Annotated in this window: 14 protein-coding genes; 6 read left to right on the top strand and 8 right to left on the bottom strand. The window is 69.1% G+C overall.

Annotation, left to right across the window (positions count from 1 at the left end; all coding sequences use genetic code 11):
* Positions 1-181: 181 nt before the first annotated feature.
* Positions 182-1,765 (top strand): ArnT family glycosyltransferase, encoded by a 1,584-nt coding sequence (locus AC1RRS_RS18250; RefSeq protein ID WP_492856336.1) that lies wholly within the window; start codon positions 182-184, stop codon positions 1,763-1,765.
* Between the two features lie 248 nt (positions 1,766-2,013).
* Here AC1RRS_RS18250 and cysS read toward each other — a convergent pair whose 3' ends face one another.
* Entirely contained in the window at positions 2,014-3,405 is a 1,392-nt protein-coding gene (gene cysS / locus AC1RRS_RS18245; RefSeq protein WP_492856335.1) for a cysteine--tRNA ligase, read from the bottom strand.
* Positions 3,406-3,597: 192 nt separating this feature from the next.
* Here cysS and folE point away from each other — a divergent pair, with 192 nt between their 5' ends.
* The gene (gene folE, locus AC1RRS_RS18240) at positions 3,598-4,239 is read left to right on the top strand and encodes a GTP cyclohydrolase I FolE (RefSeq protein WP_110121597.1); all 642 of its coding nucleotides are present in this window, start codon (positions 3,598-3,600) and stop codon (positions 4,237-4,239) included.
* 144 nt (positions 4,240-4,383) lie between these two features.
* On the opposite strand, the gene AC1RRS_RS18235 is transcribed toward folE, so the two are convergent.
* From AC1RRS_RS18235 to AC1RRS_RS18215, 5 genes are all read right to left on the bottom strand, one after another.
* Positions 4,384-4,575: a hypothetical protein gene (locus AC1RRS_RS18235; RefSeq protein ID WP_487290111.1), complete on the bottom strand. Its 192-nt coding sequence runs from the start codon at positions 4,573-4,575 to the stop codon at positions 4,384-4,386.
* Between the two features lies 1 nt (position 4,576).
* On the bottom strand, positions 4,577-4,753 hold the full coding sequence (locus tag AC1RRS_RS18230; protein ID WP_199228617.1) for a hypothetical protein: 177 nt from the start codon (positions 4,751-4,753) through the stop codon (positions 4,577-4,579).
* Complete coding sequence (locus tag AC1RRS_RS18225; protein ID WP_110121918.1) at positions 4,746-5,015, bottom strand: hypothetical protein; 270 nt, start codon at positions 5,013-5,015, stop codon at positions 4,746-4,748. Before AC1RRS_RS18225 ends, AC1RRS_RS18230 begins: the two co-directional genes overlap by 8 nt.
* Entirely contained in the window at positions 5,012-5,314 is a 303-nt protein-coding gene (locus AC1RRS_RS18220) for a hypothetical protein (protein ID WP_492856334.1), read from the bottom strand. The genes AC1RRS_RS18225 and AC1RRS_RS18220 overlap by 4 nt, the downstream gene beginning before the upstream one ends.
* A 258-nt stretch (positions 5,315-5,572) precedes the next feature.
* Positions 5,573-6,457: a DUF817 domain-containing protein gene (locus tag AC1RRS_RS18215; protein ID WP_492856333.1), complete on the bottom strand. Its 885-nt coding sequence runs from the start codon at positions 6,455-6,457 to the stop codon at positions 5,573-5,575.
* A gap of 75 nt (positions 6,458-6,532) precedes the next feature.
* Here AC1RRS_RS18215 and hisI point away from each other — a divergent pair, with 75 nt between their 5' ends.
* From hisI to AC1RRS_RS18200, 3 genes are all read left to right on the top strand, one after another.
* Positions 6,533-6,955, top strand: coding sequence for a phosphoribosyl-AMP cyclohydrolase (hisI, locus tag AC1RRS_RS18210; RefSeq protein WP_492856401.1), 423 nt, complete (start codon positions 6,533-6,535; stop codon positions 6,953-6,955).
* Positions 6,942-7,568, top strand: coding sequence for a LysE family translocator (locus tag AC1RRS_RS18205; protein ID WP_492856332.1), 627 nt, complete (start codon positions 6,942-6,944; stop codon positions 7,566-7,568). Before hisI ends, AC1RRS_RS18205 begins: the two co-directional genes overlap by 14 nt.
* Before the next feature lie 134 nt (positions 7,569-7,702).
* The gene (locus AC1RRS_RS18200; protein ID WP_492856331.1) at positions 7,703-8,044 is read left to right on the top strand and encodes an endonuclease domain-containing protein; all 342 of its coding nucleotides are present in this window, start codon (positions 7,703-7,705) and stop codon (positions 8,042-8,044) included.
* 76 nt (positions 8,045-8,120) lie between these two features.
* Here AC1RRS_RS18200 and AC1RRS_RS18195 read toward each other — a convergent pair whose 3' ends face one another.
* Both AC1RRS_RS18195 and AC1RRS_RS18190 read right to left on the bottom strand, forming a co-directional pair.
* Positions 8,121-9,839: an alkaline phosphatase D family protein gene (locus AC1RRS_RS18195; RefSeq protein ID WP_492856330.1), complete on the bottom strand. Its 1,719-nt coding sequence runs from the start codon at positions 9,837-9,839 to the stop codon at positions 8,121-8,123.
* A 289-nt stretch (positions 9,840-10,128) separates the two neighbouring features.
* Positions 10,129-11,310 (bottom strand): DUF418 domain-containing protein, encoded by a 1,182-nt coding sequence (locus tag AC1RRS_RS18190; protein WP_492856329.1) that lies wholly within the window; start codon positions 11,308-11,310, stop codon positions 10,129-10,131.
* 188 nt (positions 11,311-11,498) lie between these two features.
* Here AC1RRS_RS18190 and AC1RRS_RS18185 point away from each other — a divergent pair, with 188 nt between their 5' ends.
* Positions 11,499-12,461: a hypothetical protein gene (locus AC1RRS_RS18185; RefSeq protein ID WP_492856328.1), complete on the top strand. Its 963-nt coding sequence runs from the start codon at positions 11,499-11,501 to the stop codon at positions 12,459-12,461.
* Positions 12,462-12,491 lie beyond the last annotated feature (30 nt).

The following is a 12,491-nucleotide window of genomic DNA, read 5'->3' as shown; positions in this document are numbered from 1 at the left end:
CCCCTCATTCTTTGACGCTAGTTCGGAAAAACGAGCATCGAACCGCATCGTTTGGGCGGTGTAGCGAAACATTTAGAAGGTTTGGTGACGGAAAGGCCACGATGGCCCAGAATCTGCCACATCGATCAGTCGCTTGCGGAACAATTGGTCAGATTTCCCTTACTTCGCTAAGAAGCGCGTCATGACCGCGTCCCCCTACGCCGCCGAAGATTCCGCAGCCCGCGCTTGGCGCCTGACCCTGATCGGCGTCGCCCTGCTGACGATCGTCCGGGTACTGGCGATTTTTTCGACGCCGCTGGAGCTGTACCCCGACGAGGCCCAGTACTGGCTTTGGTCGCGGACCCTGGATTTCGGCTACTATTCCAAGCCGCCGATGATCGCCTGGGTGATCTGGCTGACCACGACGATCGGCGGCGACACCGAAGGCTGGCTGCGGCTGGGCGCGCCGCTGCTGCACGGCGCCACCGCGCTGATCGTCCACCGCATCGCCCGCCGCCTGTACGGCGGCTGGACCGGCCTGGCCGCCGCCGGCGTCTACGCCCTGATGCCGGGCGTGCAGCTGTCGTCGGGCGTGATCGGCACCGACGCGCCGCTGCTGTTCTTCCTGGCCCTGACCATCTGGGCCTATGTCTCGCTGCCGGCGGCCAAGACCCCGCGCGAGCGCCTGCTGACCGCCGCCGGCCTGGGCGCGGCCCTGGGCCTGGCCTTCCTGTCGAAGTACGCGGCGATCTACGTCCTCTTCAGCATCGGCGCGCACCTGGCGCTGTCGCGCGAAGCCCGCAAGGCCTGGACCTGGCCGATGGGCCTGGCCTTCTTCGGCGTGCTGATCGCCGTCTTCGCGCCCAACCTGATCTGGAACGCCGCCCACAAGTTCGCCACGGTCGAGCACACCGCCGCCAACGCCAACTGGGGCGCCAAGTCGCTGTTCAATCCGCGCGAGCTGGTCGAGTTCGTCGGCTCGCAGTTCGGGGTGTTCGGCCCCCTGCCCTTCGGCGTGCTGCTGGGCGGCGGCATCGTGCTGGCGGTGAAGAAGCGCCTGCAGGCCGCCGACGTGCTGCTGCTGTGCTTTGTTCTGCCGCCGCTGCTGACCGTGGCCGGCCAGGCCTTCGTCAGCCGCGCCAACGCCAACTGGGCGGCCGCCGCCTATGTCGCCGGCTCGGTGCTGGTCGCCGGCTGGATGGTGCGCTGGAGCGCCAAGCGCTGGCTGGCCGGGGGCCTGGCCCTGCAGGCGGCTTTCGCCGCCCTGTTCCTGGCCTGCCTGATGAGCCCGCGCCTGGCCGACGGCATTGGTCTCGCCAACAGCTTCAAGCGGGTGCGCGGCTGGGACCAGACGGTGCAGGCGATCATCAACCGCGCCCGCGAGGAGCAGGCCGGGCAGCGCCTGACCTCGGTGGCCGTCGACGACCGCTTCCTGTTCAACGTGGCCGCCTATTACGGGCGCGACTACTGGGGCACGGTCGGCGCCCCGCCGCTGCGCATCTGGGTGCACGAGGCCCATCCGCAGAACCAGGCCGAGACCGAGGCCCCGATGACCGCCGCCTACGGCCAGCGCACGCTGATCGCCAGCCTGGAGGGGGTCTACAAGGCCAAGATCGAGCAGGACTTCAAGGCCACCTCGGGCGACGAGATCGTCCGTGTGCGGCTCGACCGCAAGCGCGTGCGGCGGACGGACCTGTTCATCGCCGAAGGCTTCGCGCCCGTGGCCCGCGACCCGAAGACGGGGCTGCCGCCGGATCCGGAGAAGGGTGGTTCTACGGCCAGATAAGCTCCTCCTCCGAGAAACGGGGGAGGTGGCGCGGCGCTATCAGCGCCGTGACGGAGGGGGCGAGGGACGGAGCACCGTGCGCACCGCCGCCCCCTCCACCGCTTCGCGGTCCCCCTCCCCCGCAAGCGGGGGAGGAGAAACAGAAACGCCGCGACGGCCGAGCAGCTGTCGCGGCGTTTTGCGTTTGAGAGACCCCTCATCCGTCAGCTGCGCTGACACCTTCTCCCGCAAGGGGAGAAGGGAAGGGATCAGTCCTTCATGCGCCAGGTCGCGCCGGTCGGGCTGTCCATGACCACGACGCCGAGGGCGTCGAGGTCGCCGCGGATGGCGTCGGCGGCGGTCCAGTCCTTGGCGGCGCGGGCGGCGACGCGGCGGGCCAGCAGGTCCTCGACCTGGGCCTTGAGGTCGTCGGACGCGTCGCCCTCGAACCAGGCGTCGGGATCGGCCTGCAGGAAGCCCAGCAGGGCGCCGGCCTCGAGCAGGCGCGACTTGTGGATGGCCACCTCGGTCAGGTCGCCGGCGGTGACGGCCTTCTCGATGGCGCTCGACACCTCAAACAGCTTGGCGACGGCGGCGGGGGTGTTGAGGTCGTCGCAGAGGGCGTCCATCACCTCCTGGGGGGCCTCGACGGCCTGGTCGGCGACGACGTCCTTGGCGCGGCGCAGGGCGCCGTAGAGGCGGTCCAGCGACTTCTTGCTCTGCTCGAGCAGCTCGGGCGTCCAGTCCAGCGGCTGGCGGTAGTGGGCCGACAGCAGGGCCCAGCGCACCACCTCGCCCGGCGTGGTCTTCACCAGCTCGTGCGGGATGATGACGTTGCCCAGGCTCTTGGACATCTTCTCGCCGTCCATGTCGAGGAAGCCGTTGTGCATCCAGTAGCGGGCGTAGGTCGGCAGGCCGTGGGCGCAGCGCCCTTGCGCCACCTCGTTCTCATGGTGGGGGAACTGCAGGTCGATGCCGCCGGCGTGGATGTCGATCGGCAGGCCCAGCTGCTTGTCGATCATCGCCGAGCACTCGATGTGCCAGCCCGGACGGCCCGCGCCCCAGGGGCTTTGCCACTCGGGCTCGTTTTCCTTGGAGGGCTTCCACAGCACGAAGTCGGCCGGGTGGCGCTTGTAGGGCGCGACCTCGACGCGGGCGCCGGCGATCATGTCGTCCAGGGGACGGCCCGAGAGCTGGCCGTAGTCGGCGAAGCTCTGGGTGTCGAACAGCACGTGGCCCTCGGCGGCGTACGCCGAGCCATTGTCGACCAGCTTGCCGATCATCTCGACGATGGCGTCGATGTGGTCGGTGGCCTTGGGCTCCAGGGTCGGGCGCAGGGCTCCGAGGGCGTCGGCGTCCTCGTGGTAGGCGGCGAGATAGCGGTCGGTGATGACCTTGATCTCGACGCCCTCGTCGGCGGCCTTCTTGTTGATCTTGTCGTCCACGTCGGTGACGTTGCGGGCATAGACCACCGCCTCGTCGCCGAATTCGTGGCGCAGCAGGCGGAACAGCACGTCGAAGGCCACCACCGGACGGAAGTTGCCGATGTGGGCGTAGCCGTAGACCGTCGGTCCGCAGACATACATCGTCACCCGGTCGCGATCGGCGGGAACGAAGTCGCGCTTCTCGCGCGCCATGGTGTCGTAGAGCCTGATGGTCATGAAAACTCGGTCGCCTTGACGCAGCGGAAGGGTGTTGTCGGAACGAAAAACCGGACCCATATAGCGGGGAGCGAGCCTTCGAACCACGTCTTTGCGACGTGAGAGGCGCGCCCTTTAACGGGTGGCACGCGTAATTCCGGGGCGAACGGCGCTCCGGCGCAACTCAGCCCGTGGAAAGCCCCCTTCGAAAACATGGACGCACTGACCCGCGAGCGAACCCTGATCGGCTCTGACGATAACGCCGGTCTTGATCTTGAACCCGCCCAGCGCCCCAGCCGAGACGAGGCCATGGCCGCGGTGCGGACCCTGCTGGCCTGGGCCGGCGACAACCCCGACCGCGAAGGCCTGCTCGACACGCCCCAGCGCGTGGTCGACGCCTATGGCGAGTGGTTCGCCGGCTATACCGGCGATCCGGCCAAGGAGCTGTCGCGCACCTTCGAGGACGTGCAGGGCTATGACGACATGGTCATGCTGCGCGGCATCGACGTGCAGAGCCACTGCGAGCACCACATGGCGCCGTTCCTGGGCAAGGCCTGGGTGGCCTACATGCCCACCGGCAAGGTCGTGGGCCTGTCGAAGCTGGCGCGCCTGGTCGAGATCTTCGCCAAGCGCCTGCAGACGCAAGAGACCATGACCATGCAGGTCGCCGACGCCATCGAGGACCACCTCTCGGCGGCCGGCGTGGCCGTGCTGATCGACGCCGAGCATCAGTGCATGAGCACCCGCGGCGTGCACCACCACGACGTCTCGACCATCACCACCCAGTTCCGCGGCGTGTTCAAGACCGACAAGGTCTTGCAGCAGCGGTTCATGGATCTGGTGACCCGGAAGTAGGCCGATAGATGCTCCCTCTCTGGGGGAGCTGTCGCGAAGCGACTGAGGGGGTTTGGGCGGCCGACGCCGCGCTACCCCCTCCGGCCCTCTGGGCCACCTCCCCCAAAGGGGGAGGATCTGGGCCTGCGGGCCTCTCCCCGGATCCTAGCTTCGCTCGTAGGCCAGGAGCTCCGCCTCGCCGGCGCTGGTGATGATCCAGCCGGTGCGGCCGCGCTCGGCCAGGCCCAGTTCGGTCAGGCCGCGGGCGTCGGCGATGTTGATCCAGTCGACGTCGTGGCCCTGCTTCTTGCGGGCGAGATTGCGCAGGGCCGTCACCTGCTCGGGCGAGAGCGCCATCCTATTGGCCGCCCGACAGCGGGTTGGGCGCGACGGCGGCGCGGACGGCGAACGCCCCCAGGCGCTGCTGCAGCCGCACCACCTCGGCCGTGAGGTCGCCGACCTCGGCCTGGAGCTGGGCGTTGCGGCGCTTGAGATACTCGTTCTCCCGCTGGATGCGGTCGGTTTCCTCAGTCATCGGAGCCCTCCAGGCGGGGCGGGCGAGCCGCGGCGCTGCAACGCGCCACCCAGCCCTGTCCGCGCTCACGCGTCATCTGCATGACCGTGAAGTCCTGGATGCCGCCGTCGGGCGAGCCCAGAGTGTAGATGTCGCCGATGACCGGCGGGGTGGCCAGCTGGCCGCCGATCGTGACGCTGAGCGCCTCGTCCCGCCAGCCGTAGGTGATCTCGTAGTCGTGGCGCCCGAACGGCGCGCTTCCACTGACGCTGCGGGCGCTCATGAGCGCCGGCCAGGAGGAGGGGTCTTCGCGGCCTGGTCGGCCAGGCTGTCGTCGACATGGGCGCGCAGCCCGGCTTCCATCGCGCCCTTGGCGTCGGCGGCGGCGACCGGCTTGGCGAACGCGGCGGCGATGGCGCGATGCGCCAGCAGGCCGGCGGCGTTGAGGTCGGGCTGGAAGCGGGCCGCATAGCGCCGCAGGACATCCGACAGGGCCAGCAGGCGAAGATCCCGCGACAGGCGCGGCGAACGCCCTTCGGCCTGCGAAGTGATCGGCGGGTCAGTCGGCGGGAAGCGGGACATCGAGGATCTCCAGGCGCGCGCCGACGCACGTCCTGGCGATAGGACGGCGCGCCGGACGTCGGCGGCGATGAACGAAAACGGCCTTGAACGAAAAGGCCCGCGAACGACGCCGGCATGAAACCGGCGGGCCGCCGAACCAGGTCGAGGTCGCCGCGAACGGAACCCCTTGGCGCGCTCTTCGGCGCATGGATCATCATAGCACGAAGCGGGCGATCCCGGCGGGATTTCTCCGGCTCGACGCGGCTGTCGGAGCGGCCCTCAGGCCGCCGCGCGGATGCCTTCGCGCAGGCGCTCGACGCAGGCGTCGAGGGGGCGGTGGACGAGGCTGACCAGGACGAAGCTGATCAGCATCAGCAAGTACCAGGCCCCCAGCTTCTCGATGGCGACCATATGCCAGCCGCCGGCCTGGCTGGGATAGATCCAGGCCCCGGCGAAGGTGCCCAGGTTCTCGGCGAACCAGATGAACAGCGCCACCAGCATCAGCCCCAGCAGCAGCGGCATGCGCCGCGCCTGGCGGTCGGGCGTGTAGACGATCCAGGTGCGGCCGAACAGCACCGCCGACAGCACGAAGAGGCCCAGGCGAATGTCGGTCACATAATGGTGGGTGAAGAAGTTGACGTAGACCAGCACCGCCAGGATGTGGGCGCTCCAGAACGGCGGGTACTTCACGAAGGTGAAGTCGAACAGCCGCCAGGCGCGGGCGATGTAGCTGCCGACGCAGGCGTACATGAAGCCGGTGAACAGCGGCACGTCGCCGATCCGCAGCACGCTGTCTTCCGGATAGACCCAGGAGCCGTGGGCGGTCTTGAAGATCTCCATGGCCGTGCCGACCAGGTGGAAGATCAGGATCACCGCCGCCTCGTCCCAGCGCTCGAGCTTGAGCAGCAGCAGGGCCGCCTGGATGGCGACCGAGGCGATGACGAGGAAGTCGTAGCGCGCCAGCGCCGCGTCCTTGGGCCAGAACAGGAAGGTGCCGACCAGCAGGGCCAGCATCAGGCCGCCGAACAAGCACGCCCAAGCCTGTTTCAGGCCGAACAACAGGAATTCGTAGGCCCTGGCGTTGGCCTTCGAGCGCTCCGCCCAGGGCCGCGCCCAGCGGTCCAAAACCGCCACGCCGCCCTTGATCCTGGACTTGAGGTCCATCGTCCCGTCTTTTCCCGTCCCCCGCCGGATGCGGGAGGCTAGCCCAAACCGGGGGTGTTGCGCCATATGTCTTTGATGACCAGCGCCTTCTTCCCCTCCGCCCCCGACAAGCAAGCCCTGGAACGGGGGCCGGCCCTGGCCCCGCGCTTCGACGCCGCCGGCCTGGTGGCGGCGGTGGCCCAGCACGCCGACACCGGCGAGATCCTGATGCTGGCCTGGATGAACGACGAGGCCCTGAAGCTCACCCTGGAGACGGGCGTCGCCCACTATTTCAGCCGTTCGCGAAACGGCCTCTGGAAAAAGGGCGAGACCAGCGGCCAGCTGCAGATCGTCAGCGAGGTCCGCGTCGACTGCGACCAGGACGCCGTGGTGATCAAGGTGCGCCCGCAGGGCGACGGCGGCGCCTGCCACGTCGGCTTCCGCTCGTGCTTCTATCGCGTCTGGGAGAACGGCCAGCTGGTCGAGCGGGAGGAGGACCACATCCATGACCACGCCTGAGGCCCTCGTCGCCTTCACCCTGGCCGCTAGTCTGCTGACCATCACGCCCGGGCTCGACACCGCCCTGGTGCTGCGCAGCGCCGCCACCGAAGGCCCGCGCCGCGCGGCCGCGGCGGCCATGGGCATCGGCGTGGGCTGCCTGATCTGGGGCATGGCCGCGGCCTTCGGGGCCGGGGCGCTGCTGACCGCCTCGGAGCTGGCCTACACGGCGCTGAAGTGGGCGGGCGCGGCCTATCTGGTGTGGATGGGCGTGAAGATGCTGATCAAGCCCCGCGACCGCTTCGAGCCGGGGGCGGTGTCGCCGACCGGCGGCGGGATCGCGGACTCGTTCCGGCGCGGCCTGTTCACCAACCTGCTCAATCCCAAGGTCGGGGTGTTCTACATCTCGTTCCTGCCGCAGTTCATCCCGGCGGGCGCCAACCCCGGCGTGTTCGGCACGCTGCTGGCCGGGATCCACGTGCTGCTGGGCCTGGCCTGGGCCGGCCTGCTGATCGCCGCCACAGCGCCGCTGGCCGGCCTGCTGCGGGAAGCCGCCGTGGTGCGGTGGCTGGATCGGATCAGCGGCGGGGTGTTCATCGCCTTCGGGCTGCGGCTGGCGCTGGAGCGGCGGTAGTATTGATCCCTCTCTCTTGGAGAGAGGGAGGGGCCCGCCGCGAAGCGGTGGGAGGGTGAGAGGTTTCACCCTCGGCCGGAAAACCTCGATTCCTTCCGTTGCTTCGGCCAAAGGCGCGCACTCACGCTGTCGCCATGAATGCGACCGCCAACGCCCGCCGCCTGCGTCGGGGCCAGACCCTCGCCGAGAAGACGCTGTGGGCGCTCGTCCGCAATCGCCGCCTGGGCGGGTTCAGGTTCCTGCGACAGGAGCCGATAGATCGCTACTTCGTCGACTTCGTCTGCGAAGCGGGCAAGCTGATCGTCGAGCTGGACGGCGCTTCCCACGAGGGGCGCGAAGACCACGACGAGCGCCGTACGCAAACTCTGGAGCTGTTCGGCTATTTGGTTCTGAGAATCCGCAACGAGCAGGTTCTCGCCGACCCGGGCGGGACGGCGGATGAGATCCTCGCAGCGCTTCGTTCTGGCAGGCTGTAACCTCTCACCCTCCCACGCCTTCGGCGCGGGCCCCTCCCTCTCTCAAAGAGAGAGGGGTCGATAGGGCGGTCTTACCTCACGCCTCCGCTAGCGCCTTGACCCCGCCGCCATCCGCCGGCGTCACCACGAACGTCTTCAGCACGCTGGTCGTGTAGTCGGTCGACAGGATGGTCGAGACGGCGATCAGTTCGCCCACGGCCTTGCCCTTTTCCAGCGTCAGCAGGACGAAGCCCTTGGCGCTGGGGTGGGCGTATTTCACTTCCTTGTTGCGCTGGACGAAGGCCTCGCCGATCGGGGCGCCGGGCATGATGTCGCCGTAGCCGGGCGAGGTGACCGAGGTGGCCCCGAACTCGGCGGCGACGCGGGTCGAGCCGGCGTCGTCCCACAGCTCGTTGGCCCAGAACATGTGGCTGTCGCCGGCCAGGACGATCGGCGTCGCCTGGCTGGCCTTGAAGATGTCGTAGACCCGCTGGCGATCGACCGGATAGCCGTCCCAGGCGTCGAGGTTGGAGGGGATGTCGAAGGCCGACATGGCCACGCCCCCCGCCACCCGGCCGCGGGCGTATTCGGGCAGGGCCGCCAGCATGGCGTCGAACTTTTCGTCGCCCATGGTGGCCTTGAGGTTGGGCGGGGCGACGCGGGCCATGACCACCTGGTTGCCCAGCACCTGCCAGGCCGTGCCGGCCTTGACCGAGGCGTCGACCTCGCGGGCCAGCCACTGCTCCTGGCCCTCGCCCATCATCCGGCGCGAGGGATCCTTCCACTTGGCGACGAAGGCGGCGATGTCGGGCTTGCCGTCGGCGGTCTTGGGCAGGTCGCGCTCGTAGGTCAGCTGCTCGGTGCGGGCGGTCAGGCGGGTCTCGACCATCAGCAGGGTCGCGACGTCGCCGAACTGGAAGCGGCGCCAGGCGGCCTCGGGCAGGGTTCCGCTGGACGGCTCGCGGATCGGCATCCACTCGTAATAGGCCTTCAGCGCGGCGGCCTTGCGGGCGGCCCAGTCGCCTTCGCCCTTGTCCGGATCATGATTTTCCGCCCCGCCGACCCAGCTGTCGTTGGCGGTCTCGTGGTCGTCCCAGACCACGATCCAAGGCGCGCGGGCGTGGGCGGCCTGCAGCATCGGGTCGGTCTTGTAGAGGGCGTGGCGGCGGCGATAGTCCGACAGGCTGACGATCTCGTGCGGCGGATCCGGCTGGCGCTGGGCGGCGACCGGCGAGCTCATGCCGTAGTCCTTGGGCCCGCCGCCGTATTCGTAGATGTAGTCGCCCAGGTGCAGCACGGCGTCGACGCGCGGCAGCTTGGCGATGGCGTCGTAGGCGTTGAAGTAGCCGTTCGGATAGAGCGAGCAGGAGGTGACGGCCAGGACCACGTCCTTGACGCCGCTCTGCGGCAGGGTGCGGGTCGCGCCCGTGATCCCCTCGCCGACCGGCTTGCCGGCCTTCAGGACGCGGAAGCGGTAGTGATAGTCCGTGCCCGGCTTGAGGCCCGTGGCGTCGATCTTCACGGTCCAGTCGCGGCCGGCGTCGGTCAGCGTCCGGCCCTGGGCGACGAGGGTCTTGAAGTCCGGATCGGTCGCCACTTCCCAGCGGACGGCGACCGGGGCGGCGGCGCCGCCTGCCGTCGCGCCTTGGGGCGTGACGCGGGTCCAGAGGATGACGCGGTCGGCCAGCGGGTCGCCCGAGGCCAGGCCGTGCAGGAACTTCACCTCGCCCTCGAAGGGCTTGGGAGCGGCGGCGGCGACCGGCGTGGCCGCGCCCGTGCCGAGCAGGGCCAGAAGCCCGCGACGATCGATCTTCATTGTACGCACTCCCCGACGGGACGCCCACGGCGTCTGCAAGCGGCGTTAGCGACGAGCGGCGACAGACATGTGACGCACGCCGTTCGCTCGGCGGTTTCTTGTGACCGACGCGGACGATGGCTCAACAGCGCCATTTATCAACCCGTCATTCCCGCCCTTGTGGCGGGAACCCCTGGCTCCGTACGCACGTGAAGTTGCGGCGGATCGCCGGCGATCCGCCTCTTCCGCCCTTGCGGCTGAAAGAGGGATTCCCGCCACAAGGGCGGGAATGACGGGAGAAATTAAGGGATCACGCCCGCCGAAGCGGCGCGGGGCCGCGATAGAGCCGGCGCCAGATCCATTCCAGCGGACCCATGGTGAAGCGCTCCAGCCACCACCGCGACCACAGGATCTGGACGATCCAGATCGCCACGACGATCAGGGCCAGGGCCGGGCGGTCCAGGCGCGCATAGAGGCCAAGGCCGCGTCCGCCGTAGAAGATGGCGGTCATGATCAGCGACTGGGAAAGGTAGTTGGTGAAGGCCATCTGGCCGACCGGGGCCAGCACGGCGGGGATCCTGCGCCAGACGCCGGAAGACCGGGCCGCCAGGGCCATCAGACCGACATAGGTCAGGGTGGTCAGGGGGGCGGTGATGGTCTGCAGGCCCTCGGCCAGATGCAGCACCGGCTGGGCCATGCCGCCCAGCACGAAGGTGAAATAGGCCCAGCCGGTCGCGGCCAGGGCCAGCAGGCCGACGGCGATCAGCACGCCGTAGGTGCGCTTCGAGGCCTCGCCGGTGAAGACGCCGGTCTTGAAGGCGCCCAGGCCGATCATCATCAGGCTGGTCGTCAGCAGGAAGATGATCGGCTCGTAGGGCAGGCTCTCCAGCCGCTCGCGGGCGTTGATGATCATCGACTGGATGAAGTCGCCGCGATAGGCCGCGATCGCCGCCGCGCCCTTGGCCGCCTCACGGGCGGCTTCGGCCGCGGTCTCGGACGGCGGCTCGCCCGACAGCAGCGCCAGACCCAGGGCGGTCAGGACGGCGAACACCAGCCACACCCCCACGCCCCAGCCCAGCAGCCGCCGCGCCGGCCACGATCGCGCCTGGGCCACCACGAAGCCGGCCAGGGCGTAGCTCAGCAGCACGTCGCCCCACCAGATCGCGAAGCCGTGGGCGATCCCGAAGGCCAGCAGCCAGAAGAGGCGCCGATGCAGCAGGCGATCCCCTTCCCGCCCCCGCTCGCCGCCGACCAGGAACATCGAGATCCCGAACAGCATCGAGAACAGGGTCACGAACTTGCGCTGGAACAGCCACTGGGTGACCAGCCACACCGACATCGTCTGCGGCCCGGTCCCGAACGGCCAGGCCGTCACGCTGTCGCTGAGATCGAGCGGAAAGGCGAACGCCGGCGCGTTGCACAGCAAGATGCCCAGCACGCCGAGGCCGCGCAGCGCGTCGAGCAGGAGGATGCGGTCTTTGTCGGCGGCCATGCGGCGCTTGCCCCGGTTGTTGCCGGGCGATGGTGACGGGCTTCGCGGACGACGTCAGCCCTGGGTGGAAAAGAAGATCGCGATCGCCTGCGTTGCGACCGATTCCGACGGTGTGGCGCGCGACATTGAGGACCGTGGCCCCGCCACCCCGCTCGAATTTCCGGGCGTGCGAAAACATTGGATATTTTATGGATTACAAGAACATCGCCATCGCGGGCGTCGATTTCGGCGTGCCGTCGGATGGAACCACCGACGCGGCTCCCGCCCTCAACGCCGTCATGGCCCAGCTGGCCACGCGCGGCGGCGGGATCGTCGACCTGCCGATGCCGACCCTGATCGTCGGCTCCACCCTCGACAACCAGTACAGCCGGGTCTTCCTGAGGGGCTCGGGCCGCTCGTCCGAGCATACCGGCGGCGCGCCGGTGGCCGGGACGACGATCGTGCCGACCTTCGCCGGCACGGTGCTGAAGCACCGCTCTCCCTACGGCTCGACCCTGGCCCAGAACGTCGGCGGCGGCTTCACCGGCCTGCGCGTCGTCGGCAACGGCGTCGCCACCCGGCTGCTGGAGATCGACAGCATCCGCGAGGGCGAATACGACCTCTTCCTCGAAGAGTGCGTGGGTCCCTACAGCGCGGTCCTGGCCTGCGGCGTGTCGGGCGTCAGCCTGGCGGAAAACACCAACATCTACATGGCGCAGATGCGGCTGGCCTTCCGCCAGCTCACCGGCTCGGCCGGCTCGGCGGCGCTGCTGATGACAGGGTCGAGCAACGCCAACGTCACCGCGTGCGACATGGTCCTGCGTTTCCTGATCGGCGGCGGCATGTCGGCGCTGGAGATCCAGGACGCGGACAACAACCACATCGACCTGCACGTCTATCGGGCGACGGGCGGCGTCGGCAACGGCCTGGTGTCGCGGGGCAAGTACGGCGCCTCGAGCGGCTATGCCCGCGCCAACCTGTTCCGCCACATCTCGTCGAACGCGCCGCTGCTGGTGGAGGGGACCAACACCGGCGGGGTGCTGACCGCCTCGAACGGCATCTGCCACTTCCTGGACAAGGAGAACGCCACGCCCAACCCGACGGTCGGAACCGGGGCGTCCTTCCCGTTCATCACCAACCTGGGCCAGATGCGCGGCTTCACCACCATCTGACAATCCGCGACGCCTCGGGAGCCCGCGCTC

The organism is Caulobacter sp. GW821-FHT12A07 (assembly GCF_058807655.1).
The sequence above is the reverse complement of the archived record's forward strand: the minus strand, read 5'-3'. Positions and strand labels throughout refer to the sequence as shown.